This window comes from Spinactinospora alkalitolerans (genome assembly GCF_013408795.1).
In the GTDB taxonomy this organism is placed as follows: Bacteria; Actinomycetota; Actinomycetes; order Streptosporangiales; family Streptosporangiaceae; genus Spinactinospora; species Spinactinospora alkalitolerans.
The window spans coordinates 256,067-280,042 of the sequence record NZ_JACCCC010000001.1 but is presented as its reverse complement, the minus strand read 5'-3'; the positions used below and the strand labels follow the sequence as shown (position 1 = coordinate 280,042).

Annotated in this window: 23 protein-coding genes, 1 tRNA gene and 1 riboswitch; of the genes, 10 read left to right on the top strand and 14 right to left on the bottom strand. The window is 71.8% G+C overall.

Going from position 1 to position 23,976, the window contains the following annotated elements:
* Positions 1–16: 16 nt before the first annotated feature.
* From HDA32_RS01440 to HDA32_RS01430, 3 genes are all read left to right on the top strand, one after another.
* Positions 17–430, top strand: a complete 414-nt coding sequence (locus tag HDA32_RS01440; RefSeq protein ID WP_179641449.1) for a CD225/dispanin family protein — start codon at positions 17–19, stop codon at positions 428–430.
* 95 nt (positions 431–525) lie between these two features.
* On the top strand, positions 526–921 hold the full coding sequence (locus HDA32_RS01435; protein WP_179641448.1) for a hypothetical protein: 396 nt from the start codon (positions 526–528) through the stop codon (positions 919–921).
* Between the two features lie 284 nt (positions 922–1,205).
* Positions 1,206–2,885 carry a DNA repair helicase XPB gene (locus HDA32_RS01430; protein WP_179641447.1) on the top strand — a complete coding sequence of 560 codons (1,680 nt, stop codon included), beginning with the start codon at positions 1,206–1,208 and terminating at the stop codon, positions 2,883–2,885.
* A 173-nt stretch (positions 2,886–3,058) separates the two neighbouring features.
* On the opposite strand, the gene HDA32_RS01425 is transcribed toward HDA32_RS01430, so the two are convergent.
* The gene (locus tag HDA32_RS01425) at positions 3,059–3,295 is read right to left on the bottom strand and encodes a hypothetical protein (protein ID WP_179646390.1); all 237 of its coding nucleotides are present in this window, start codon (positions 3,293–3,295) and stop codon (positions 3,059–3,061) included.
* A 292-nt stretch (positions 3,296–3,587) separates the two neighbouring features.
* Here HDA32_RS01425 and HDA32_RS01420 point away from each other — a divergent pair, with 292 nt between their 5' ends.
* Positions 3,588–4,571: a R2-like ligand-binding oxidase gene (locus HDA32_RS01420; protein WP_179641446.1), complete on the top strand. Its 984-nt coding sequence runs from the start codon at positions 3,588–3,590 to the stop codon at positions 4,569–4,571.
* Between the two features lie 39 nt (positions 4,572–4,610).
* Here HDA32_RS01420 and HDA32_RS01415 read toward each other — a convergent pair whose 3' ends face one another.
* The 4 genes from HDA32_RS01415 to thrC all read right to left on the bottom strand — a co-directional run bounded on the left by HDA32_RS01415 (position 4,611) and on the right by thrC (position 9,006).
* Positions 4,611–5,204, bottom strand: a complete 594-nt coding sequence (locus HDA32_RS01415) for a phospholipid scramblase-related protein (RefSeq protein WP_179641445.1) — start codon at positions 5,202–5,204, stop codon at positions 4,611–4,613.
* Positions 5,205–5,367: 163 nt separating this feature from the next.
* Positions 5,368–7,002 carry a chaperonin GroEL gene (gene groL, locus HDA32_RS01410; RefSeq protein WP_179641444.1) on the bottom strand — a complete coding sequence of 545 codons (1,635 nt, stop codon included), beginning with the start codon at positions 7,000–7,002 and terminating at the stop codon, positions 5,368–5,370.
* 358 nt (positions 7,003–7,360) lie between these two features.
* Positions 7,361–7,639 carry a MoaD/ThiS family protein gene (locus HDA32_RS01405; RefSeq protein WP_179641443.1) on the bottom strand — a complete coding sequence of 93 codons (279 nt, stop codon included), beginning with the start codon at positions 7,637–7,639 and terminating at the stop codon, positions 7,361–7,363.
* A gap of 101 nt (positions 7,640–7,740) precedes the next feature.
* Positions 7,741–9,006 carry a threonine synthase gene (gene thrC, locus HDA32_RS01400; protein WP_179641442.1) on the bottom strand — a complete coding sequence of 422 codons (1,266 nt, stop codon included), beginning with the start codon at positions 9,004–9,006 and terminating at the stop codon, positions 7,741–7,743.
* A 12-nt stretch (positions 9,007–9,018) separates the two neighbouring features.
* Positions 9,019–9,158, bottom strand: a riboswitch (SAM riboswitch).
* 274 nt (positions 9,159–9,432) lie between these two features.
* Between thrC and HDA32_RS01395 the strand changes: the two genes are divergently transcribed.
* The 3 genes from HDA32_RS01395 to HDA32_RS01385 all read left to right on the top strand — a co-directional run bounded on the left by HDA32_RS01395 (position 9,433) and on the right by HDA32_RS01385 (position 12,296).
* Complete coding sequence (locus HDA32_RS01395; protein WP_179646389.1) at positions 9,433–10,872, top strand: alpha,alpha-trehalose-phosphate synthase (UDP-forming); 1,440 nt, start codon at positions 9,433–9,435, stop codon at positions 10,870–10,872.
* A gap of 144 nt (positions 10,873–11,016) precedes the next feature.
* Positions 11,017–11,688, top strand: a complete 672-nt coding sequence (locus tag HDA32_RS01390; protein WP_312862995.1) for a ClpP family protease — start codon at positions 11,017–11,019, stop codon at positions 11,686–11,688.
* A complete protein-coding gene (locus tag HDA32_RS01385; RefSeq protein ID WP_179641440.1) occupies positions 11,685–12,296 on the top strand; it encodes a ClpP family protease in 612 nt (203 codons plus the stop codon). Before HDA32_RS01390 ends, HDA32_RS01385 begins: the two co-directional genes overlap by 4 nt.
* Before the next feature lie 45 nt (positions 12,297–12,341).
* Here HDA32_RS01385 and HDA32_RS01380 read toward each other — a convergent pair whose 3' ends face one another.
* The 3 genes from HDA32_RS01380 to HDA32_RS01370 all read right to left on the bottom strand — a co-directional run bounded on the left by HDA32_RS01380 (position 12,342) and on the right by HDA32_RS01370 (position 14,383).
* On the bottom strand, positions 12,342–12,686 hold the full coding sequence (locus HDA32_RS01380) for a helix-turn-helix domain-containing protein (protein ID WP_179641439.1): 345 nt from the start codon (positions 12,684–12,686) through the stop codon (positions 12,342–12,344).
* Between the two features lie 461 nt (positions 12,687–13,147).
* On the bottom strand, positions 13,148–13,966 hold the full coding sequence (gene otsB / locus HDA32_RS01375) for a trehalose-phosphatase (protein ID WP_179641438.1): 819 nt from the start codon (positions 13,964–13,966) through the stop codon (positions 13,148–13,150).
* A gap of 84 nt (positions 13,967–14,050) precedes the next feature.
* Positions 14,051–14,383, bottom strand: a complete 333-nt coding sequence (locus HDA32_RS01370) for a DUF3263 domain-containing protein (RefSeq protein WP_376766924.1) — start codon at positions 14,381–14,383, stop codon at positions 14,051–14,053.
* A 72-nt stretch (positions 14,384–14,455) separates the two neighbouring features.
* Here HDA32_RS01370 and HDA32_RS01365 point away from each other — a divergent pair, with 72 nt between their 5' ends.
* Both HDA32_RS01365 and HDA32_RS01360 read left to right on the top strand, forming a co-directional pair.
* Entirely contained in the window at positions 14,456–15,289 is an 834-nt protein-coding gene (locus HDA32_RS01365) for an SAM hydrolase/SAM-dependent halogenase family protein (RefSeq protein ID WP_179641436.1), read from the top strand.
* A 378-nt stretch (positions 15,290–15,667) separates the two neighbouring features.
* On the top strand, positions 15,668–16,945 hold the full coding sequence (locus HDA32_RS01360; protein WP_179641435.1) for a S8 family serine peptidase: 1,278 nt from the start codon (positions 15,668–15,670) through the stop codon (positions 16,943–16,945).
* Here the strand turns inward: HDA32_RS01360 and HDA32_RS01355 are convergent.
* The 4 genes from HDA32_RS01355 to cysS form a co-directional block, all read right to left on the bottom strand.
* Positions 16,942–17,958: a serine hydrolase domain-containing protein gene (locus HDA32_RS01355; RefSeq protein ID WP_179641434.1), complete on the bottom strand. Its 1,017-nt coding sequence runs from the start codon at positions 17,956–17,958 to the stop codon at positions 16,942–16,944. The genes HDA32_RS01360 and HDA32_RS01355 overlap by 4 nt on opposite strands.
* Positions 17,959–18,380: 422 nt before the next feature.
* Positions 18,381–18,453: transfer RNA gene (locus HDA32_RS01350), tRNA-Thr, on the bottom strand.
* Between the two features lie 40 nt (positions 18,454–18,493).
* Positions 18,494–19,471 (bottom strand): 23S rRNA (guanosine(2251)-2'-O)-methyltransferase RlmB, encoded by a 978-nt coding sequence (gene rlmB / locus HDA32_RS01345; protein ID WP_179641433.1) that lies wholly within the window; start codon positions 19,469–19,471, stop codon positions 18,494–18,496.
* A 117-nt stretch (positions 19,472–19,588) separates the two neighbouring features.
* Entirely contained in the window at positions 19,589–20,992 is a 1,404-nt protein-coding gene (gene cysS, locus HDA32_RS01340; RefSeq protein ID WP_179641432.1) for a cysteine--tRNA ligase, read from the bottom strand.
* Positions 20,993–21,329: 337 nt separating this feature from the next.
* Between cysS and HDA32_RS01335 the strand changes: the two genes are divergently transcribed.
* Entirely contained in the window at positions 21,330–22,604 is a 1,275-nt protein-coding gene (locus HDA32_RS01335) for a DUF2637 domain-containing protein (protein WP_179641431.1), read from the top strand.
* 57 nt (positions 22,605–22,661) lie between these two features.
* On the opposite strand, the gene ispF is transcribed toward HDA32_RS01335, so the two are convergent.
* Both ispF and HDA32_RS01325 read right to left on the bottom strand, forming a co-directional pair.
* On the bottom strand, positions 22,662–23,147 hold the full coding sequence (gene ispF / locus HDA32_RS01330; protein WP_218882693.1) for a 2-C-methyl-D-erythritol 2,4-cyclodiphosphate synthase: 486 nt from the start codon (positions 23,145–23,147) through the stop codon (positions 22,662–22,664).
* 23 nt (positions 23,148–23,170) lie between these two features.
* On the bottom strand, positions 23,171–23,653 hold the full coding sequence (locus HDA32_RS01325; RefSeq protein WP_179641429.1) for a CarD family transcriptional regulator: 483 nt from the start codon (positions 23,651–23,653) through the stop codon (positions 23,171–23,173).
* Positions 23,654–23,976: the final 323 nt, after the last annotated feature.

Here is a 23,976-nt window from a genome sequence, read left to right as displayed (position 1 = left end):
AGGGACAGTCGAGGCCATGAGCAACCAGTCGCTGCCGCCAGGAGCGTCCTCGCCTCAGGAGGACCGGCCCGATCGGGGCCGTCCCCGCGACCGCGGTGACGGTGACGACCGGCGCGACGAGCGCGGGGCCGAACGCGAGCGGGCGCCGGGGGGGTCCAGCAGCTCCACGATGGTGCTGATCCTGCACGCCCTCACGTTCCTGTGCTGCGCGAACTGGATCTTCGGCGTCGTCGGGATCGTGTTCGCCGTGCGCGCCGCGCACAAGCGCGACCGCGGTCTCTATGCGCAGGCCGAGACGCTCACCCGCTACTCCTGGTACTGCCTGGGCGCCGCCGCGGTGATGTTCGTGGTGATGTTCGTGCTGTTCGGGGTGGTCCTGACCCAGGCGGGGTCGTGGGTGGACGGTATCTCACCGGTAACGAACTACTGACTTTTTCCTGATGTCCGCGGTTTCCGCGGAACGCGACCGCCCCGGTCGCGTCCAATTCCCATAGCCGGGCGAAGAGCAGACGGAGGCAGGCCCGAATGAGCAACCAATGGCCCGACCCACCGGATTACTGGGGTGGGCAGCCGCAGCAGCCCGGGTGGGGCGGCGGGTACGGGCAGCCGTCCGGCGCCTGGCAGAGCGGCGGCTACCCGCAGCCCGGCTACCCGCCCTACGGACCCCCCGGACCCCCCGGGCCGCCGCCGGCCAAGGGCGGCGCCATCACCGCGCTCGTCATCGCGATCCTGACCACGGTGACGTGCTGCACCACCAACATCATCGGGATCGTGTTCGCCGCCATCGCGCTGAGCAAGGACAAGGAGCCCGACGAGTTCGAGAAGTTCACCCGCTGGGCGTGGATCTGCAACTTCATCCACATCGGGCTCGCCGTCGCCGTGGTGGTGTTCTTCCTGATCATGATCTCGCTCGAAGCGTGATCCGCGGGCGGCGGGCGGGAATCCCGCCCGCCGCCGTCGCGTTGGGCAGGGACGGGGAGTCCGGCGGACGCGGAGGTCCGCTCCCGGGCGCGGGCATCCGCCCGCACGGCCGCACTGGCCCGCTCACCACCCTGACCGGGCGATCCGCCGACCGGTAGGCTTGGACGCCGCCCGGACCACGGACCGGACCACGGCCCAAACCGCCGTCCCCGCGCCGGTGCGACCGGGCACCGGCCCGCTCCCTCCCGTGACCACAGCAGACCGCCCGGCCGTGCCCGCTGACAATGCCGACACGGCCCAAGGAGACGACCGTGACCGACGGACCGCTGATCGTCCAGTCCGACAAGACGCTCCTGCTCGAGGTCGACCACGAACTGGCCGACGAGTGCCGCCGTGCGATCGCGCCGTTCGCCGAGCTGGAGCGCGCCCCGGAGCACGTCCACACCTACCGGGTCACCCCGCTGGCGCTGTGGAACGCCCGTGCCGCCGGTCACGACGCCGAACAGGTCGTCGACGCGTTCATCGGCTACTCGCGCTACCCCGTGCCGCACTCGCTGCTCGTGGACGTCGCCGAGACGATGGACCGCTACGGCCGCCTCCGGCTGCTCTCCCACCCCGTCCACGGCCTGGTGCTGCAGGCCCTGGACCAGGCGGTGCTGGAGGAGGTCGTCCGGGCCAAGAAGCTCCGGTCGATGCTCGGCGAGCGGGTGGAGCCCGACACGGTCGCGGTGCACCCGAGCGAGCGCGGCAACCTCAAGCAGGCGCTGCTCAAGCTCGGCTGGCCGGCCGAGGACCTGGCCGGCTACGTCGACGGCGAGGCGCACCAGATCGATCTGGCCGAGGGCGACTGGGAGCTGCGCGGCTACCAGCGCGAGGCCGCCGAGGGCTTCCACTCCGGCGGCTCCGGCGTCGTGGTGCTGCCGTGCGGCGCCGGCAAGACGATCGTGGGGGCCGCGGCGATGGCGATGGCCAAGGCCACGACGCTGATCCTGGTCACCAACACCGTCGCGGTCCACCAGTGGCGCAACGAGCTGCTGCGCCGCACCACGCTCACCGAGGACGAGATCGGCGAGTACTCCGGGACCCGCAAGGACATCCGCCCGGTCACCATCGCCACCTACCAGGTCATGGCCGCGCGCCGGAAGGGCGTGCACACCCACCTGGAGCTGTTCGACGCCCGCGACTGGGGCCTGGTCGTCTACGACGAGGTGCACCTGCTGCCGGCGCCCATCTTCCGGATGACCGCCGACCTGCAGGCGCGGCGCCGGCTCGGGCTGACCGCGACTCTGGTGCGCGAGGACGGCCGCGAGGGCGACGTGTTCTCCCTGATCGGGCCGAAGCGCTACGACGCGCCGTGGAAGGAGATGGAGAACCAGGGCTGGATCGCGCCGGCCGACTGCGTCGAGGTCCGGGTGAACCTCACCGAGAGCGAGCGGCTGGCCTACGCCACCGCCGAGCCCGAGGACCGCTACCGCTTCTGCGCCTCCACCGCGGCCAAGAGCAGTGTCGTGCGCGAGCTGGTGGAGCGGCACTCCGGCGAGCAGGCGCTGGTGATCGGGTCCTACATCGACCAGTTGGACGAGCTCGGCGCGGCCCTGGACGCGCCCGTCGTCAAGGGCGAGACGCGGGTGAAGGAGCGCGAGCGTCTGTTCGACGCGTTCCGCTCCGGCGAGCTGCGCACGCTCGTGGTCTCCAAGGTCGCCAACTTCTCCGTCGACCTGCCCGAGGCCGGCGTGGCGATCCAGGTGTCGGGGTCGTTCGGCTCCCGCCAGGAGGAGGCCCAGCGCCTCGGCCGCGTGCTGCGCCCCAAGTCCGACGGCCGGGCCGCGCGCTTCTACGCCGTCATCGCCCGCGACACCCTCGACCAGGACTACGCGGCGCACCGCCAGCGCTTCCTCGCCGAGCAGGGCTACGCCTACCGCATCGTCGACGCCTCCGACGTGCTCGCCGGCAACGAGATCTGAGCGGGTCGGCCCCTTGCCCGAGGGTCCCGCGGCGAGCGGGGCCTCACCGATGTTCGACGATGGGCTCCGCGCGGGAGCCGGCTGCCGCGGTGCGCGCAAGCCGCCGGCGGCACAGCGGACCCCGGCCCTGAAAGTCCCGCCCCGCCCCCGTGAACGCGGCGGTCAGAGCCCGATCAGACCGAGGGCAGGCCGCCCATGACGAAGGTGAACCCTGCGATCACCCAGGCCACCAGGGAGTATCCGAGGGTCTGGGCCCGCAGCGCGGGGCGTTCGCGCAGGCCGGGCGTCACGTAGGCGGCGACCATGAGGATGAGGGCGAGCATCGCCGGGATCAGCGACGCGATCGCGAACAGCGCCGTCTGGTCTACGCACGCCGCGTAGCCGGGGGCGAGGGGGTCCCCACAGAACACGTTGTCTCCAGAGTCTCCGAATACGAACAGCACGTACGAGAGCATCGCCGAGGCGTCCACGAACAGCATCAGGGCGGGCGTCGTGGCAGCGGAGAAGACGCGGGGCCCGGGGTGGTCTCGTGCGGACGACACCCACCGACGGTACCGTTTCGAGCGGCCGGATGGCGGATCCGCGCGCCGGGCGTCCGGTCCGCGGCGGGCGGGCGGCCGGGAAAAGTTCCGATCCACCGTTTACACCAGTGCCCATCATGTCAAATCATGTTGGGACCCGGACGATGCGGAGGATGATTCCATGGCCCTTCCACCCCGCCCCGACTCCGACGCCGCCCCCGTCCACCGCCAGGGTTTCCACTCCCTGCGCGCGGGCGGTCTGAACTGGGAGTCCTTCCCCCTGCGGCTTTTCACCAAGGGCAACGCGCGGTTCTGGGACCCGGCCGACATCGACATGAGCCGCGACGCCGAGGACTGGGAGCGGCTCGGCCCCGAGGCCCAGAAGCGCATTCTGCGACTGTGCGCCCAGTTCACAGCGGGCGAAGAGGCCGTCACCGAGGACATCCAGCCGTTCATCCGCGCCATGGCGGCCGAGGGCCGCATCGGCGACGAGATGTACCTGACCCAGTTCGCGTTCGAGGAGGCCAAGCACGTCCAGGTCTTCCGGATGTGGCTGGACGCCCTCGGCGTCACCGACGACCTGCACGCCTACGTGCGCGACAACCCCGGCTACCGGGTCCTCTTCTACGAGGAGCTGCCCGCCGCGCTCAACGCCCTCACCGACGACCCCAGTCCGCGCAACCAGGTCCGCGCCTCGGTGACCTACAACCACGTCATCGAGGGATCCCTCGCGCTCACCGGCTACTACGCGTGGAACCACCTGTGCACGGCGCGCGGCATCTTCCCCGGCATGCGCAGGATCATCAAGCACATCGGCGACGACGAGCGCCGGCACATGGCCTGGGGCACCTTCACCTGCCGACGGCACGTCGCGGCCGACGACGGCAACTGGGAGGTCGTCAACGACCGGCTCCAGGAACTGCTGCCGCACCTGCTCGCGACCGTGGAACGCAACGACGAGCCCATGGAGGAGGAGGAAGAGCGGTACCAATTGCCGCCCGGCGAACTGCTGAAGTACGCGAGCGACCGCGCGCTGCGCCGCCTCGGCGCGATCGAGACCGCACGCGGGGTCCCGGTCGATCGGATCGACGTGGACGCCGGCCCCGAGGCGCTGGAGGAGCAGTTCGGCGAGGAGGACCGCGCCGCGATGGACGGGGTCGGCTGACCCCGCGAGGAACGGCCCCGGGCCCCTGCCGGCCCGGGACTACTTCCTGCCCTCGGCCAGCACCAGGTCCACCGTGATCCCGGAGGCCACGACCAGGGTCTTCAGCGGCTCGGGCAGGTTCGGGTAGCGCTGCCACAGCACGTAGGTGTCGGCGTCGGTGAAGTATTCACCCAGGTCGGCCACATGCCGGTTGACCTTGGCGACCTCGTGCTCCCGGGCGTCGAGGATCTGGAAGTCGAAGCCCCAGAAGTCGCCCTTGATCGTGCCGATGTGCTGCTTGTAGGGGTCCAGCAGCCGGAAGCCGGCCTTGAAGAGCTTGAAGTCCTGGTCGATGTAGCCGATCGGCGGACCGTTGGGCACCGAGATGACCGTCGAGGCGGTCCACAGCGACCACTCCTTCTCGATCATCAGGCGGGGCCGGTGGGAGGCGTCGTTGACCATGAGCTTGCGGCCGAAGTTCTCGGCGCTGTCGGCGAGGAGGCGCAGCGCCTGCATCCCGGCGTTGAGGCCGACCTCGTCGATGTGCGCGATCTGCTGGCCCTGGCGGTTGTAGCAGAAGTACTCCGACCGGTCCACGAAGTACCGTTTCGGCTGCTTGACCAGGATCGGCGCGGTATTGAACAGATCATCCACAAAGAACTCCGACGCACCGCCGACCGCGGCGGTTCCGCCGGGGTTCCGATGGTTTCGGGATGCACGACTTCAAGGCCGGCGCCGACGTAAAACCCCGCGCACGCGAAAGGGCGGCCCCCCGTGGGGAGCCGCCCTTTGCCAGGCGTCCGAGACGCGCGGGGACTTAGAAGTCCATGCCGCCCATGCCGCCCGTGGGGTCGCCGCCGCCGGCCGGAGCGGCCTTCTCCGGCTTCTCGGCGATGACGGCCTCGGTGGTCAGGAACAGACCGGCGATGGAGGCCGCGTTCTGCAGCGCGGAGCGGGTGACCTTGGTCGGGTCGATGACGCCGTCCTTGAACAGGTCGGTGTACTCACCGGTGGCGGCGTTCAGGCCGACGCCGGGCTCCAGGTTCTTCACCTTCTCCGCGACGACGCCGCCCTCGAGGCCGGCGTTGATCGCGATCTGCTTCAGCGGCTCCTCGACGGCGCGGCGCACGATGTCGGCACCGATCTGCTCATCGCCCTCGAGCTCCAGCTTCTCGAACGCCGGAACCGCGGCCTGCAGCAGCGCCACACCACCACCGGGGAGCATGCCCTCCTCGACCGCGGCCTTGGCGTTGCGGACGGCGTCCTCGATGCGGTGCTTGCGCTCCTTGAGCTCCACCTCGGTGGCGGCACCGGCCTTGATGACCGCGACGCCGCCGGCCAGGCGGGCCAGGCGCTCCTGCAGCTTCTCGCGGTCGTAGTCGGAGTCGGTGCGCTCGATCTCGGAACGGATCTCGTTGACCCGGCCGGCGATCTGGGTGGCGTCACCGGCACCGTCGACGATGGTGGTCTCGTCCTTGGTGACGACGACCTTGCGGGCGCGGCCGAGCAGGTCCAGCTCGGTGTTCTCCAGCTTGAGGCCGACCTCCTCGGTGATGACCTGGCCGCCGGTCAGCACGGCGATGTCGCCGAGCTGGGCCTTGCGGCGGTCACCGAAGCCCGGGGCCTTGACGGCGACGGACTTGAAGGTGCCGCGGATCTTGTTGACGACCAGGGTCTGCAGCGCCCCGCCCTCAAGGTCCTCGGCGATGACCATGAGCGGCCGACCGGCCTGGAGGACCTTCTCCACGACCGGCAGGAACTCGTTGTTGTTGGAGATCTTGGAGTTGACGATGAGGATGTAGGGGTCCTCCAGGACCGTCTCCATCCGCTCCAGGTCGGTGGCGAAGTAGGGCGAGATGTAGCCCTTGTCGAAGCGCATGCCCTCGGCGAGCTCGAGCTCCAGCCCGAAGGTCTGGCCCTCCTCGACCGTGATGACGCCTTCCTTGCCGACCTTGTCCATCGCCTCGGCGATGACCTCGCCGATCTGGGGGTCGTTGGCGGAGATCGAGGCGGTGGAGGCGATCTGCTCCTTGGTCTCGACGTCCTTGGAGAGGTTCGCCAGCTCCTCGCTGATGCGGCCGACGGCCGACTCGATGCCGCGCTTCAGGCCGACCGGGTTGGCGCCGGCGGCGACGTTGCGCAGGCCCTCGCGCACCATGGCCTGGGCCAGGACGGTGGCGGTGGTGGTGCCGTCACCGGCGACGTCGTCGGTCTTCTTCGCGACCTCCTTGACGAGCTCGGCGCCGATCTTCTCCCACGGGTCCTCGAGCTCGATCTCCTTGGCGATGGAGACACCATCGTTGGTGATGGTCGGGGCGCCCCACTTCTTCTCAAGGACGACGTTGCGGCCCTTGGGGCCGAGCGTCACCTTGACGGCGTCAGCGAGCTGGTTCATGCCGCGCTCGAGGCCGCGCCGGGCTTCCTCGTCAAACGCGATCAGTTTGGCTGCCATAGACTTCTTGTCCTCCCGAGACCGGGCTGATACGCGAAGGAACGAGCCGACGCCCGCGACGGACGACCAGGGTCCTGCCCGGCAACCCGTCTGCCGGAGACCATGGCCTCATCGCCTCGATCCTGGGTTAGCACTCCTTGTCTCAGAGTGCTAACGGTCCCTTTTTTAGCACTCTCCCTTGGGGAGTGCAAACGCCTTGACCGCGATTTCGCCATGGGGTTACCCCCAGGTCAGAGCCGCGAAAAGATTCACGTGCGGGCGGGGCCCGAGGCGGGCGGCCCGGGGGGCGCAACAGCAACGGCCGGAGCGCCGATGCGCTCCGGCCGTTCTCGCAGGACCGGGGTCGGGGACGGCGGGGTCAGCAGCCGCCGGCGACCGCGGGGATGATCGAGACCTGGCTGCCGACCGGGACCGCGGTGTCGAGTCCGTCGGCGAAGCGGACGTCCTCGTCCCCCACGTAGACGTTGACGAAGCGGCGGATCTTCCCGCCGTCGTCGAGGATCCGGGCCTGAATGCCCGGGTGATTGGCCTCCAGGTCGGCCAGGACCTCCTTGAGGGTGCCGCCCTCGGCCGTGACCTCGGCCGCGTCCTTGGTGTAGGTGCGCAGGATGGTCGGGACGCGAACGCTGACGCTCATGGCTGCGGGTACTCCTTCTCGTGGGGCTCGTGGTGGTGGCGGTGCGGACCGGCGCGGTGCGGACCGGTGCGGGCCGGGGATCGGACCGGGGACGGCGGGGGTCAGGCGAGTCCGGCGTCCTGGAACGCGTCCAGGGACGGCCGGATCGTCGCGGTGACCCCGGAGTCCACGGCGTTGAGCGTCTTGAGCCCGTCGCCGGTGTTGAGCACCACGGTCTCGGCCTCGGGGTCGAGCGCGCCCTCGGCGAGCAGCTTGCGCAGCACGCCGGTCGTGACGCCGCCCGCGGTCTCGGCGAAGACGCCCTCGGTGCGCGCCAGGAGCTTGATGGAGTCGACCACCTCGGCGTCGCTCACGTGCGCCACCGCGCCGCCGGTGCGCTTGCAGATGTCGAGCACGTAGGGGCCGTCGGCCGGGTTGCCGATCGCCAGCGACTTGGCGATGGTGTCGGGCTTGACCGGCTGGATGACGTCGTGGCCGCTCTCCCACGCCTTGGCGACCGGGGAGCAGCCCGTGGCCTGGGCGCCGAAGATCCTGTACGGCCGGTCCTCGACCAGGCCCAGCTCGATCAGCTCGCGGAAGCCCTTGTCGATCTTGGTGAGCTGGGAGCCGGACGCGATCGGGATGATGATCTGGTCGGGCACCCGCCAGCCGAGCTGCTCGGCGATCTCGTAGGCCAGGGTCTTGGAGCCCTCGCCGTAGTAGGGGCGCAGGTTGACGTTGACGAAGCCCCAGTCCTCGCCGGCCGGGTCGCCGATGAGCTCGGAGCAGAAGCGGTTGACGTCGTCGTAGTTGCCGTCGATGGCCACGACCTGCCCGCCGTAGACGGCGGCCATCACGACCTTGCCCTCCTCCAGGCCGGCCGGGATGAACACGCAGGACTTGAAGCCGGCGCGGGCCGCGGCCGCGCCCACGGCGCCGGCGAGGTTGCCCGTGGAGGAGCAGGACAGCGTGTGGAAGCCGAACGTGCGCGCGGCCTCCACCGCCATGGCGACGACGCGGTCCTTGAAGGAGTGCGTGGGGTTGGCGGAGTCGTCCTTGACGCTCAGCGACCGCAGGCCCAGCTCCGCGGCGAGCCGGTCGGCCCGGACCAGCGGGGTCAGGCCCGGGTTCATGTTGGGCAGGTTCTGGACGTCGCCGGGGACCGGCAGCAGGCCGGCGTAGCGCCAGATGTTCTTCGGGCCGCGCTCGATCTCCTCACGGCTGACCGATCCGAACTCGTAGGCCACTTCGAGCGGGCCGAAACAGAACTCGCACGCGAAGCGGGGGGTCAGCTCGTAGCGCTCACCGCACTCGCGGCAGGACAGCGCGACGGCGGGGCCGAAGGCGTGGGCGGCGGTGGGTGCGGGTTCCGTGGCGGTGATCGCCATGCGAGGCGTCTCCCCTCATCTTTCCCGTGGCCGCTCTGACCACGGGGCGGAGTTGGCACCTGTCCCGGCCGCCTCGCACCTGACGAGAAACGTTCACCGAGATGGTTGCCGGGGCTTCGCAGGGCCGTTCCCTCCACCCCTCTGGATGAGCTGTATGAAGTTGTGGGCGGTCCCGGAAGGGATCCGTTGGTCACTTTAACCGACGCCCTGTCCGGTTTTCCATCCGGGGTGAGCCATCTGACATCGCCCCGCCCGTTCGGCGCCGGCCATCCCGGCGGGGCGCGGCGATCCGCCGGAAAGGGTTTGCGCGGGGGCCTCAGGGGTGAGACCTACCGAGTCGCAGCAGAGTGACCCCGCTGTCTCGGCGAAGGGCTCGTGTAGTTAAGTATGGGGTTCCGGCATTTCGTTGGAGAGGTGGGCGAACAGGTGGACAAGGCGCAGATCCTCGTCGCTTCCAACCGGGGCCCGGTGTCCTTCTCGGTCGATGACGACGGCTCCCTGAGCTTCCGCCGCGGCGGCGGCGGACTGGTCTCCGGGCTGAGCTCGGTGGCCGCCGAGATCGACACCCTGTGGGTGTGCGCGGCGCTGTCCGACGCCGACCGCAAGGCCGCCTCCTCGGCCCCCGACGGCCGGCTGGACCGGGCCGGCTTCGACCTGGGCGGCGCGCGGGTGCGCATGCTCGACATCCCGGAGCAGACCTTCGCCAACGCCTACACATCCGTGGCCAACTCCACCCTGTGGTTCGTCCACCACATGCTCTACGACACCCCCAACAAGCCCCTGTTCGACGCGGCCTTCCGCGCCGAGTGGGAGGACTACCGGGCCTACAACGCCTCCTTCGCCGAGGCGCTGGTCACCGGCGCGGCCGAGGGGGCGAAGGCCGCCGTCCAGGACTACCACCTGGCGCTCGTGCCGCGGATGATGCGCGGCCGCCGGCCCGACCTGCGGATCGCGCACTTCTCGCACACCCCGTGGGCGCCGCCGGAGTACTTCGGGATGCTGCCCGCCGACATCGGCCGCGAGCTGCTGGAGGGCATGCTCGGCGCCGACCACGTCGGCTTCCTCAGCCGACGGTGGGCCGACGCGTTCCTCAAGTGCTGCGAGACCTTCCTGCGCGCCGACGTCAACTGGGACCACCGCACCGTCGACCACGGCGGCCGGATCGTCAGGACCGGCGTGCACGGGCTGGGCGCCGACGCCGAGGGGCTGCGCGAGCGTGCCGAGCAGGAGGACGTCGCCGAGCGCCGAGCGACGCTGCGCGAACTGGTGGGCGGGCGCAGGCTCGTCCTGCGGGTCGACCGCACCGAGCTGTCCAAGAACATCGTCCGGGGCCTGGCCGCCTACCGCGAGCTGCTGCGCACCCGGCCCGAATGGCGCGGCAGGGTGACCCACCTCGCGTTCGCCTACCCCAGCCGCGGCGACGTGCCGGAGTACCGCGCCTACACCGAGTCGGTGCGGCGGATCGCCGAGGAGATCAACGAGGAGTTCGCGACGCCCGAGTGGACCCCGCTGATCCTGGAGGTCAACGACGACTACCCGCGCTCGCTGGCCTCCTACCAACTGGCCGACGTGCTGGTGGTCAACCCGATCCGCGACGGCATGAACCTCGTGGCCAAGGAGGGCCCGGTGCTCTCCCACGACGGCTGCGCCGTGGTGCTGTCCACCGAGGCGGGGGCGGCCGACGACATGGGCGGCGCCGCCGTGATGGTCAACCCCTACGACGTCTCCGAGACCGCCGAGGCGCTGCACACCGCGCTGTCGATGCCCGATGACGAGCGCCGCGCCCGCTGCGAGCGCCTCGTGGAGGCCTCCGTCGCCCTCCCCCCGCAACGCTGGTTCACCGACCAGTTGCGCGCGCTGGGGTAGCCGCAGCCGGCCCCTCCTCTGCCCGCAGCAGATCTCCGCACGGCAGAAACGCTCGATTCCGCCGCGGCGCGGGCCGCACGCTGGGATGGACCGGCCCGAGCGGGTGAGCGCCCGCTGCTCATGCGGCCGGGACGAGGAGGAAACGTGCTCTCGACCATTCCAGGGCTCACGGCGGCGGCGGAGGTCGGCACCGCGCCGTTCGACGACCAGATCGCCTCCCGGCTGCTGCACGGCCGGGTGGTGGTGCTCGGCGCGCAGGTGGACGACGCCATCGCCAACCGCGTCTGCGCCCAACTGATGCTGCTCGCCGAAGAGGACCCCAAGCGCGACATCACCCTGTGCGTCAACAGCCCGGGCGGCGCCGTGCACGCGGGGATGGCCATCTACGACACGATGCGCTTCATCCCCAACGACGTCGCCACGCTGGCCATGGGCTTCGCCGCCAGCATGGGGCAGTTCCTGCTGTGCTCGGGGACGGCGGGCAAGCGCTACAGCCTGCCGAACGCGCGCATCATGATGCACCAGCCCTCCGGCGGGCTGGGCGGCACCGCAGCCGACATCTCCATCCAGGCCGAGAACCTCGCCTACACCAAGGAGACCATGCAGCGGCTCATCGCCGAGCACACCGGGCAGCGCCTGGAGACCGTCGCCGAGGACCAGCGCCGCGACCGCTGGTTCACCGCCGAGCAGGCCAAGGAGTACGGATTCGTCGACCGCGTCGTGCACAGCGCCGCCGACCTGGGCGGGGACGCCGCCCGCCGGTTCGGGTTCGGCGCGCCGCGGGCCGCCGCGGCGGGCAAGGAGGCGCGGGCGTGAGCGGGCGGTACACGGTGCCGGTGGTCGTCGAACGCACCTCCAACGGGGAGCGCTCCTCCGACGTGTTCAGCCGGCTGCTGTCGGAGCGGATCATCTTCCTGGGCACGCCGATCGACGACGACGTCGCCAACGTGGTCATGGCGCAACTGCTGCACCTGGACTACGAGAGCAGTGTCAGCGACATCCAGCTCTACATCAACTCGCCCGGCGGCTCCAGCACCGCGCTGACCGCGATCTACGACACCATGCAGTTCGTGCGCGCCGACGTCGCGACCTTCTGCATGGGGCAGGCGGCCTCGGGCGCGGCCGTGCTTCTCGCCGCGGGGACGCCGGGCAAGCGGATGGCGCTGCGGCACTCCAGGGTGCTGCTGCACCAGCCGTCCACGGAGGGCCAGGGCGAGGCCGCCGACCTGGAGATCCAGGCCGCCGAGGTGCTGCGGATCCGCGCGGAGATCGAGGAGATCCTGTCCCTGCACACCGGGCAGAGCGTCGAGCGGCTGCGCGAGGACACCGACAGGGACAAGATCTTCACCGCGCGGCAGGCGAAGGAGTACGGGCTGGTCGACGAGCTGATCACCAGCCGCGATCCCGCCGCCCGCGCCGCGTGAGGCCGGGCCGCGGGGACGCGGGGTGAACGGGGGCGCCGGGCGGGCTCAGACCGCCAGCAGCATGGCCTGCGGGCCGGGTGCGCCCGGCGCCGGCCGCCGGGGGGCGGCCACGGGCGGGGCGAGCTCGGTGTGGAGGTCGCCCACCAGGTCGACGAGCTGCAGCCCCAGCGCCCGGTACACGGCGGCGAGCACTTCGGACGAGGGTTCCTTGCGGCCCCGCTCGATCTCGGAGAGGTAGGGCAGCGAGACCTGGGCGGTCTCGGCCACCTCGCGCAGCGTGCGGCCCTGCTCCAGGCGGGCGCGGCGCAGAACGGTTCCGATGAGGTCGCGCATCAGCGGCTCGTCCTCGGCCCCGATGTCGGGGACGGCGTGCAGGACGCGTTCGGTCATGGGTGCCTCCGCTGCCGAGGGTCGGATGGGCCAACCTTACGGCGCCTCCCCCCGACGCCGCCATCGGCCGGCGGCGCCTGTGGACGGGTTAAGCGAGCGGCGTAATCGGCGGGGCGGTCGCGGGCCGCGCTCCCGGCGCCGGTTCGCGGAACGCGGGGCACCCCGGGCCTTCCACCGGCGATCTCGACCTTGTCGGGGTTACTGCGACGTTTTCAGGTCCCACAAGGTCAACCCGGGCTTCGACCTTGGCCTCTGGGGGTCTTTGACCTCGGCCGAAGGAGGAATCCGCGGTGACCGGGCGATCCCTATCAAGGGCCTTCGGCCACGCGAGAGAATCGCCCACCCGCACGCCGTCCCTCCTGGGGCGGGCCTTCACAACCCCCTGGGGTCGAGGTCGAAACTCAAGGTCAAGATCGCCGAGAGGACCGCCGTCCTGTGCGAACCCGATCGTCGGGCATCGGTCAGGCGCCGAGCGCGCCGGAGAGCCCGTCCAGCAGTTCCACGACCCCGGCCGGACCGGCCACGACCAGGTCGGCGCGTTCGGCCAGCGCCGCGACCTCGTCGGAGCCGCTGCACACGGTCAGACCCGCGACGCCCTCGCCCCGCAGCCGCTCCACGGCGTCGAACGCCGCGAGGTCGCCCAGGTCGTCGCCCGCGTAGAGCAGCGAGGCGGCCTCCAGGGCGGTGACGAATTCGGTCAGCGCCGTGCCCTTGTCCATTCCCCGCGGGCGCAGTTCGATGACCATGCGGCCCGGCTCGACCGCCAGGTCCGCGCGCTCGGCCAGCTCGGCCAGCGGGACGCTCAGCAGCTCCAGCGCCGCGCCGGGGTCGGGCGCGCGGCGGGTGTGCACCGCCAGGGCGTGTTCCTTGTCCTCGATCCAGGTGCCCTCGGGCGCTCCCGCGCGGCGGAGCAGGTCGGGGAGCTCGGCGCGCACCAGCGCGACGCCGGGCGGCGGTTCGGGCACGGTGAGCCGGTCGGCCTCCCAGCGCTCCCTGCCGTACTGGCCGAGCACCACGATGCCGTCGACCCCGGTGAGGCCGCCGTACTCCACCGCGACCGCCGCCGGGCGCCCGGTGACGATGACGACCGCCCGCACCAGCGGGGCCAGCCGCGCCAGGGCGGGGACGACGCCGGGGTGGGCCCTGGCGTCCCTGGGATCGGGCACGATCGGCGCGAGCGTGCCGTCGAAGTCGAAGGCGAGGACCGCGCCGCCGGGGTCGCTGCGGATCCGGTCGAGCGCGGCGGTGCCGTCGGGGGTTGCGGGACTGGGCAGGGGCATGGGCGGCTTCTCGCTCGAAAAGACGGTGCGGGCCGTGGACGCCGTGGCGGGGCGCGGGCGCATGGCGCTCCGCGAAGGCGGGTCCTACAGTTGGATGCCCAGCATACGGGCGGTGCGCTGGCGGCGGCGGTTGGCGCGCAGCCGGCGGAGCCGCTTGACGGTCATCGGGTCGAAGGCCAGTGCCTCCGGCCGGTCGACCAGACCGTTGAGCAGTTGGTAGTAGCGGGTCGGGGAGAAACCGAACTCGTCCCGGATGGCCTGTTCCTTGGAGCCCTCGAACTTCCACCACTGGCGCTCGAAGGCGAGGATACGCTGGTCGCGTTCGCTCAGGTCGGTCTCTTCGGCGGGCTCGGCCGGCATCGAGCCGTCCGCCGCTGGATCGGGTGGTTCTTGATCAAATGGCCCGGCATTTGGCATTGGGTGCTCCTCGTCCGGATCGGCGCGACTTATCGTAGCGACTCCTCCTGCCAATTGAGGAGAAGATGTTTCATGACTGACCTTGCGGGCTACAGTTGCCTGTCCTTCCTCACCGACTACGGGCGAAGCGACGGGTTCGTGGCGATCTGCCACGGTCAGATGCTGCGCCACGCCCCCGCCGTGCGGATCATCGACATCACCCACGAGGTGCCGCCGGGCGACGTCCGGCGCGGGGCGACCGTCCTGGCCGAGACCGTCCCCGAGCTCCCGCCGGCCGTCCACGTGTGCGTCGTCGACCCCGGCGTGGGCACCGAGCGGCGCAGCGTCGCGATCGCCGCGGGCGGGCACGTGCTGGTCGGTCCGGACAACGGGCTGATGACCTGGGCCGCCGCGGCGCTCGGTGGCGTCGGGGGCGTCCGCGAGCTGACCGAACCGCGGTTGTGGCGGCATCCCGTGTCTCGGACGTTCCACGGCCGCGACGTCTACGCGCCCGTGGGCGCCCGCATCGCCGCGGGCCTGCCGCTGGAGGAGGTCGGCGAGGAGGTCGCGGCCGACACCCTGCGGTCGCTGCCCGAGCCGCGCAGTGCCGTCGGGCCGGGGGCCGCGCACGGCGAGGTGCGCGCGATCGACCGGTTCGGCAACGTCCAGCTCTCGCTGGGGGGCGGGGCCCTGGAGCGGATGGGCGGCGCGCCGGAGGGGCCGCGGCGCGTCGCCGTGCGGCTCCGGGACCGCGGCGACCGCGTCATCGCCGTCGGGGCCACGTTCGGCGACGTCGCCCCCGGCGAACTGGTGCTCATCGCCGACTCCGCCGGTCACCTGGCGGTCGCGGAGAACGGCGGGAACGCGGCCGAGCGGCTCGGCACCGCGGTCGGCGATCCGGTGGACCTGGAGATCCGCGAAGGCTAGATCGCTGACGGGAACGGGAGACTGTGACCACAGCCCCCGTCCACCACCGCATGACCTGGGAAGGCCGCCGTCAGCGCGCCGGCGGCGCGGAAGGTCGCGCCGCACGGGTTCTGCCGGTCGCCCGCCACCGGTGGCCGGGGCCTTGAGCGGCGGCAATCCCACGACCTTCCGCGCGCCGGACGCTGCGCGCTGACAACAGCCCCGCCAGGCCCGCAAAGGCCAAGCAGGGCCTGGAAACAGCTCCGTCCTCCCCCATCACCGATCCAGCCGTGCGCCCCGCCTCCGCGGGTCGCGCACCGTGGCAGAATGACCAGCGCCTGAGCAGCCCGTACGCGGCCGCTCGCAGCGTGGAACGGCAATCATCGGAGGGTCATCGCCATGCGCACGAAGAGGACCGGCACGTTCGTCGCGCTGGGAACGTGTGCTGCGATCATCGGGGGGCAGCTCACCGCCGCCGCGCCCGCCGCGGCGGACACCGAGGCGGGGAACCTGCGCTACGACCAGTGGGGGCTGGAGGCCGTCGAGGCCGCCGAGGCGTGGGAGGAGAGCCGGGGCTCCGGCGTCACGGTCGCGCTGCTGGACACCGGGGTCGACGACACCCATCCCGACCTGGCCGACACCGTCACCCTGGGCCCCGACTACACCGGGCAGGACCTCGAACCCGGCGACGAGCACTACGGCGAGCACGGCACGATGATGGCCGGCATCATCGCGGCCAACGGGCACGGCAAGGAGCACTCCGGCGGCGTCATGGGGGTCGCGCCCGAGGCCGGCATCCTGTCGATCAGGGTCGCGCTGGAGGAGGACGACCCCGGCCGCGACGACCCCGAAGCGCGGGCCGCGCGCTCCGAGGCGCTGGCCAAGGGCGTGCGCCACGCGGTCGACCAGGGCGCGCAGGTCATCAGCATGTCCATCGGCGACGCGAGCGGCGACTACGAAGGCAGCGAGGCCGAGCAGGAGGCCATCGACTACGCCGAGCGCAGCGGGGTCGTCGTGATCGCCTCGGGCGGCAACGGCGGCGCCGCGGGCGAACCCGCCTACCCCGCGGCCTACGACGGCGTGCTGGCGGTCGGCTCGGTCGACGCCGACCTGCGGGTCTCGGAGTTCTCCAGCCTGCAGGACCACATCGCGCTGACCGCCCCGGGCGAGGAGATCGCCACGACCGGCCCCGGCGGGCGGTACCTCAACGCGACCGGAACCAGCGCGGCGGCGGCGTTCGTGACCGGTGTCGCCGCGCTCATCCGCTCCGCCCATCCGCAGTTGCGCCCGGACCAGGTGGTCGAGGCCCTGCTCGCGGGCGCGCAGCCGCCGGCGGGGGCGCAGACGGGGGGCGGCTACGGCGCCGGGGTGATCAGCGCGCCCGAGGCGCTGGCCGCCGCCGGGCGGACCGCTGAGGACGTGCCCCCGTTCAACCCGGAACTGGCGCAGAACGGCGACGACGGCCTGCCCGTCCCCGCCTGGACGCTGTGGGCCGGTGCCGCTGCGCTCGTCCTGGTCCTGGGCGCCGTGGGGATCGTGCTGCTGCGCAGGAGCATGGTCAACCCCTACGGCCTGCCCGAACGCGAGGAGGACCGCGGACCGGCCGCCCCGCGGCGGGGACGGCGCAGGGCCCGCGGCGGCGGGCGCCGCCGACTCGGCGGCAGGCGCCGGCGCTAGAACGCGGCGCGGACCGCGGCCCGCAGGTCGAACAGGCCCGTGCGGCGGCGGCCGTGGTGGACGGCGTTGGTGAGCAGCCCGACGTAGCGGCCGGTCTCGGGGTGCATGTACAGACTCGTCCCGGTGTAGCCGTTGTGGTAGACCAATCCTTCCTCGGTGACCAGCCAGGCCAGTCCGCGCGCGTAGTGCTCGCCGACGGGCACCTGCGGCCGCCAGCTCCGCCGGACGAACCGGGCGAAGGCGCTCGGCCCGTCCTCGCCGGAGTGGACGAGCAGCAGGCGGCGGGCGAACGCGCCCAGGTCCGTCGCCGTGCTGAACACGCCGGCGTGCCCGGCCACGCCGCCCATCAGCGCGGCCGCCTCGTCGTGCACCACGCCCCAGGTGGGCGCGGTACCGGGGATGCGCTGCTCGGTCGGGGCGACGCTCGGGGTGCGCGGCAGCGGGCCGTAGGCGGTCGCCGACATCCCGGCCGGGCGCCACACCCGCGCCGCCAACCGGTCCAGCGGCTCGCCGAGCAGCCGCTCCAGCAGCAGCCCGAGCAGGATGAAGCCCCGGTCGATGTAGCGGTGCCCCTCCTCCTCCAGCGGCTCCAGCAGGATCGCCTCGATCAGGTCCTGCTCGGTCCCGACGTAGCGCTCCAGCCAGGTCACCGGATTCAGCCGCGAGGTGTGGGTGAGGATCTGGCGCGTCGTCACCGCGCCGCCGGCATAGGGGCCGCCGCCGACGTATTCGGACATCGGGGCGTCGAGATCGAGCAGGCCCTCGGCGACCGCCTGTCCCACGAGCGGCCAGGTGGCCATGACCTTGGTCAGGCTGGCGACGTCGTAGTACACATCGGGGGCCGCCGGCGCGCCGTCGAGCCCGGTGCCGATCTCCCCGACGGCGACGAACTCCCACATGCTGCCGGTCCCGACGACGGCGACCCCGCCGGGCAGCCATCCGGCGTCGACCATCACCTTCAGGACACCGCGGATCTCCGTCCCGGTGTCCGCAACCCAATCCCCGTCCCGCACGCGCCCCTCCTCACGGCTCTCCCCATGGCCGGATACCCGCAAGAGGGAATCCGTCACCCGTTCCCCCGTACGCCACCGTCCCAATGCCGTCAAAGGGATGGACCGAAACACGGATCGCTCGCCCACCGACCACCACCGAACGTACGCACGGGGAGGCCGCGGGCAGCAGGCGCGGTGTTTTCGGTATGGCGGGAAGCCGGGGCGGGGCGGATGACGGGCCGGTGCTCATCTACATGGTGAAGACGTTCGAGCGTCCCGAAGGAGCGTGGTGGGCGTCGCTGCGGTCCTCCCTGGGAGCGGCCGTGGTGCGCTGGTGCGGTGACGCCGCCGCGGAAAGAGGCCGCAGGCGATCGCCGCATGAGCGGCGCGGTCGGCCGGTTCGGGCTACCGATCCTGCGTTTGCGCAGGTGGAGGACTGTGAGAGCCGGCGAGGGGACTTGAACCCCTAACCTATCGCTTACAAGGCGATTGCTCTGCCGATTGAGCTACGCCGGCCGGTGTCGTGGACACCCAGTCGAATGGTACCGGCTCGCGGCTAGTCCGCTGACGAGCGGCGCCGGGCCACCTCGTAGAGCGACACCCCGGCGGCCACCGACGCGTTCAGCGACTCCGCGCCGCTGATCGGGATGCTCGCGACCACGTCGCAGGTCTCGCGGACCAGGCGTGACAGGCCCTTGCCCTCCGAGCCGATCACGACGACCAGCGGCCCCGTCGCCAGCTCCAGGTGGTCCAGGCGGGTGTCGCCGCCCGCGTCGAGGCCCACCGTGAACAGGCCGGCCTTCTTGTAGGACTCCAGTGTCCGGGTCAGGTTGACGGCCTGCGCGACCGGCAGCCGGGCGAGCGTGCCCGCCGATGTCTTCCACGCCGTCATGGTCACGCTCGCGGCCCGGCGCTCCGGGATGAGCAGGCCGTGCGCGCCGAACGCCGAGGCCGAACGGGCGATGGCGCCCAGGTTGTGCGGGTCGGTGACGCCGTCCAGCGCGACGACCAGCGCGGGGGTCTCGGCCTGGGTGGCCGCGTCGAGCAGGTCCTCGGCCGCCCAGTAGCGGTAGGGCCGCACCTGCAGCGCGATGCCCTGGTGGGCGGCGCCCGGCTGGCCGTTGCTCTCGCAGCGGCGGTCCAGTTCGGAGCGGTTCACCTCGTTGATGTCGACCCCGGCGGCTCCGGCGAGCTTGGCGGCCTCGTTGATCCGCTCGTCGCTGTCGAGGCTGTTGGCCAGGAACAGCCTGGTCGCCGGGACCTCTGCGCGCAGCGCCTCCACGACCGGGTTGCGGCCGACCAGCAGCTCCGGCCCGCTCCCGTCGCGCCGCCCGCCGGAGCGCGGACGCGCGGCGCCCTCACCGCCCGGCGCGGTACCGCCCTGCTGCGGCCGCTTGGCCGCACGGCTGCGCTGCTTGTCCGCGTACCAGTGCCGCTCCTCGGCGGGCAGGGTGCCCTTCTTGCCCTCGAGGGAACGCCGGCCCTTGCCACCGCTGCCCTTGGTCGGGCCCTTCTTGCTCTTGTTCGACGGCATCGCGCTCGCCCTTCCCTTCCCCGCGTACACGCGGCAAGGCCACGACCGTGGTCGGCCGTGGCCCACAATCCTGATTATCGCGGCCCCGCCCCGCGCGGGGCCGCTGCCGGAGACCTTCTAGTCCCGCTTGAGCTCCCAGCGCGGACCGCGGGGAGTGTCCTCGACCATGATCCCGGCCGCGCCGAGCCGGTCGCGGATCTCGTCGGCCGCAGCGTAGTCCTTACGGGCGCGGGCGGCCTGGCGCTGCTCCAGTGCGACCGAGACCAGGGCGTCGACCACGTCGCGCAGGCCGGTCGCCTCTCCCCCGGACCACTGCGCCGACAGCGGGTCGACACCGAGCACGTCGAGCATCGCCCGCAACTGCGCGGCGAGTTCGGCGGCCCGCTCCTTGCCGCCCTCGGCGAGCGCGGAGTTGCCCTCGCGGACGTGGCCGTGCACGACGGCGAGCCCCTGGGACACCCCGAGGTCGTCGTCGAGCGCCGAAGCGAACTCCGCCGGGACCCGGTCGGCCGGCTCCACCGGGCCGGCGACCTCGACCGTCCGGGTCAGGAAGCCCTCGATGCGCTGGTAGGCGGCCGCGGCCTCCCGCAGCGCCTCCTCGGAGTAGTCGATGACGGAGCGGTAGTGCGCCTGGCCCAGGTAGTAGCGCAGCTCCACCGGGCGGACCCTGCGCACCATCTCCGGGATCAGCAGCGAGTTGCCGAGCGACTTGCTCATCTTCTCGCCGCCCATGGTCAGCAGCCCGTTGTGCAGCCAGTAGCGGGCGAAGTCGTCGCCGGCCGCGTTGGACTGGGCCATCTCGTTCTCGTGGTGCGGGAACACGAGGTCGAGCCCGCCGCCGTGGATGTCGAAGGCGGCGCCGAGGTACCTGGTGGCCATGGCCGAGCACTCCAGGTGCCAGCCCGGCCGACCGGGGCCCCACGGCGTCTCCCAGCTCGGCTCGCCCGGGCGCGCGCCCTTCCACAGGGCGAAGTCGCGCGGGTCGCGCTTGTCGCGGTCGCCGTCGGTGTCGGCCGCGCCGCGCATCTGGTCGATCCGCTGGTTCGACAGCACGCCGTAGTCGGGGAACGAGCGCACGTCGAAGTAGACGTCGCCGGAGCCGTCCCCGGCCGCGTAGGCGTGGCCGCGCTCGATCAGCCGGCGCATCAGCGCGACCATCTCCGGGACGTGCCCCGTGGCACGCGGCTCGACCGTGGGCGGCAGGCAGCCCAGGATGTCGTAGGCCCGGGTGAACGCGCGCTGGTTGCGTTCGCTGACCGCCCACCAGGCGACGTCCTCGGCCTTGGCGACGTTGATGATCTTGTCGTCGATGTCGGTGACGTTGCGGCAGAAGGTGACCGAGTAGCCCTTGTGCGTGAGCCACCGCCGCAGGATGTCGAAGTTCACACCGGAGCGGATGTGCCCGATGTGCGGCGGCGCCTGCACCGTGGCGCCGCACAGGTACAGCGAGACGCACCCCTCGTTCAGCGGGGTGAAGTCGCGGACCGTGCGGGCTCGGGTGTCGTAGAAGCGCAGACTCACGGTTCCCAGGGTAACCGTTTCCGCACCTACCACGGAGCCGAACTGCGACACCACCGGGCCTCGGGGAGGACCCCGCACCCGCCCGAGCGCGCGAAGACGGCGGGGAAGCGGTGGGAAACAGTCGGCCCATATTTCCTCTGCGGATGTGCGAAAAGTCCCGAGGGCATTGCCGCGGCGCCGCGGCGCCCCGCTGACCCGTTCCCTGAAATGCGCTCTCAACTGCGGAAATTCCAGATCGCCCCGCTTTGCTGAAGCGGGCCGACTCCGCTCGGGTTGCGGCGCTTTTCGGATGGAACCTCGTGTTGGCCGTGTTCACTGGGCTAACCTGCTGCGCACGATGGCTGCTAATTCCTCCTCCAATCCCTCTGGTGGTGCGCCCTCCGCTCCGCGGGGTTCCGGCAGGGGCGCCGGGCTCACCGCCATCGCGTTCACCGGCCTGGGCGTCGCGGTGATCGCCGCGTGCGCCGTTCTGCTCTCCTACAACGGCATCTACCAGGTCGCGCTGCAGGGCGGCGTCGACGGGCGGATGGCGCATCTGTACCCGGGCGTCTTCACCCTCCTGCTGCTACTGGCGTTCTGGACCACCTACCTGCTCCGCGACGCGCGGCGCTCCCGGCGGCTGTGGGTGGACCTGCTGGTCCTGACGCTGATCGCGCTGGCGGCCGCGGCCAGCACGATGAACGCGCTGGAGTACCGCCTGGCCGAGTCGGCCGCCGTGGTCGTGGTCGCGGTCGCGCCGTGGATCGCCCTGCTGGTCGCATTCCGGATCTGGCTGTGGGTGGTGCTGCACCTGCGCGGCGAGCGGCGCCCCCGTATCTCCGAGGCCCGCCCCGTCGCTCCCGCTCCGGTCCCCGAACCGGCGCCCACGGGCGACGCGCCCGCCGACCACGAGGTCGGCGACATCGACTGGAGCGCCTCGGAGCAGGACACCCGGCTCTTCCGCAGGGAGTCCGCGGCCGCGCCCGCGCCCGCCGAGGCGCCGCCGCTGCCCGCGTCCGGCACCGCATCCGAGCCGGACGCTCCCGCGCCGGCCGCCCGGGCCGGGGAGGAGCTGTCGGCCTCCTCCCCGCCGCTGACGCCTGCGTCGGCCCCCGGCCCCGTGCCCGCCGTGGAACCCGAGGCGGTGCGGACGGAACCCGAGGCGGTGGAGCGCCCGGAGGAGCCGCGTGCACCGGAGGAGCCGCACGAGCCCGGGGCGCCGGAGGGGTCGCGGTCCGGCTCGGATCTGCCCAAGCGCCGCCCCTCCGGGAGCACCAACCCGATCAAGCAGGCGGCGGCCCCCGATCCCGTGCCGCCGCCGGGAACCGGAAGCGCCGAGCGGACCCCGGCCGCCGATCCCGGTGCGGCCGATCCCGACGACGGCTTCGTGTCCGACCCGCCCCTCGACGACCCCACCAGCGACGAGGCGCACGGCGGCGTCGAAGCCCCCGAGACCGCGGGGTTCGCGGAGACCGCTGAAAGCACGGAGATCGCGGCCGACGGCGCCCGGTCGGCGGCGGAGCTGCGCAAGCGCCCCATGGTGCTCAGGCCCCGCAAGGGCCCGGGGGCCGACGTCCCGCCGGCTCCCCCCTCCCACCACGTCCGCAGCCAGCCGACGCCCCCGAAGGATTGAGGAGACGTCCGAGGGGCCCGCGGGAGTCTTCGTCCCGCGGGCCCCTCGGACGTTCGGCTACGGCCGCCCGTCCGGCCCGGCGGGCGCGCACAGCGCCGTGGCGATGGCCGCGACGCCCTCCCCGCGGCCGGTGAGACCCAGACCGTCGGTCGTGGTCGCGGAGACCGTCACGGGCGCTCCCACGGCCTCGGAGAGGGCCTTCTCGGCCTCCGCGCGGCGCGGCGCGAACTTCGGCCGGTTGCTGATGATCTGGACGGCGACGTTGCCGATCTCGTAGCCCGCGGCACGGACGCGCCTGGCGGTCTCGGTCAGCAGCGCGACACCCGAAGCCCCGTGCCAGGCGGGGTCGGAGGTGCCGAACTGCGCCCCGAGGTCTCCCAGTCCGCAGGCTGAGAACAGAGCGTCACACGCGGCGTGCGCGGCGGCGTCGCCGTCGGAGTGGCCGCTGACCCCGTCCTCGCCCGGCCATTCGAGCCCGGCGAGGAAAAGGGGGCGTCCCGACGTAAATGGGTGGACGTCCGTTCCGACGCCCACCCGCGGCATATTACGCATGAATGCAGTGATTCTTAGTTCGTGAGAACCTCGTCGAGAAGTGCCTCTGCCTTGTCCTCGTTGGTCTTTTCGGCGAGGGCGAGTTCACTCACCAGAATCTGCCGGGCTTTTGCGAGCATTCGCTTTTCGCCGGCGGAAAGACCGCGCTCCTTATCCCGCCGCCAGAGGTCGCGAACGACCTCGGCCACCTTGTTGACGTCACCGGAGGCGAGCTTCTCCAGGTTCGCCTTGTAACGCCGCGACCAGTTGGTGGGCTCCTCGGTGTGCGGCGCGCGCAGCACCTCGAAGACCCGGTCCAGGCCCTCTTGACCGACCACGTCGCGAACACCGACGTCCTGGGCGTTCTCCGCCGGCACGCGTACCGTAAGATCGCCCTTGTCGACCTTCAGAACGAGGTAGGTCTTATCCTCGCCCTTAATGGTTCGAGTCTCGATAGCCTCAATGCGAGCAGCCCCATGATGGGGGTAGACAACGGTGTCGCCGACCTTGAAAGTCATGTGACAAGTACCCCTTCCGCTAACACAAGGGTACCACGAATCTGTGACTTAACGTACCTATTCGGTTTGCGAACGCGCAGGTCAAGAGGGCAATTCGGGTCTTGACAAAGTATACCCGAGGTGCTTGCCGGGGGTCGGTGGCGCCACTCCGCCCCGCCCCGACCGGCCCGGACGCCGACACGGAGGGTGAAGCCGAAGCCGCCCGAATCCCCCGCTTCCCCCGCTCTCCCGGCGCAGCGGCCGCGCTCCGTTGCGACCGTCACACTCGGTCGGCCCCGTCCCCGGGGCGGGAGCGGCGCGCCGCTCCCGCCCTCCCCGAGACG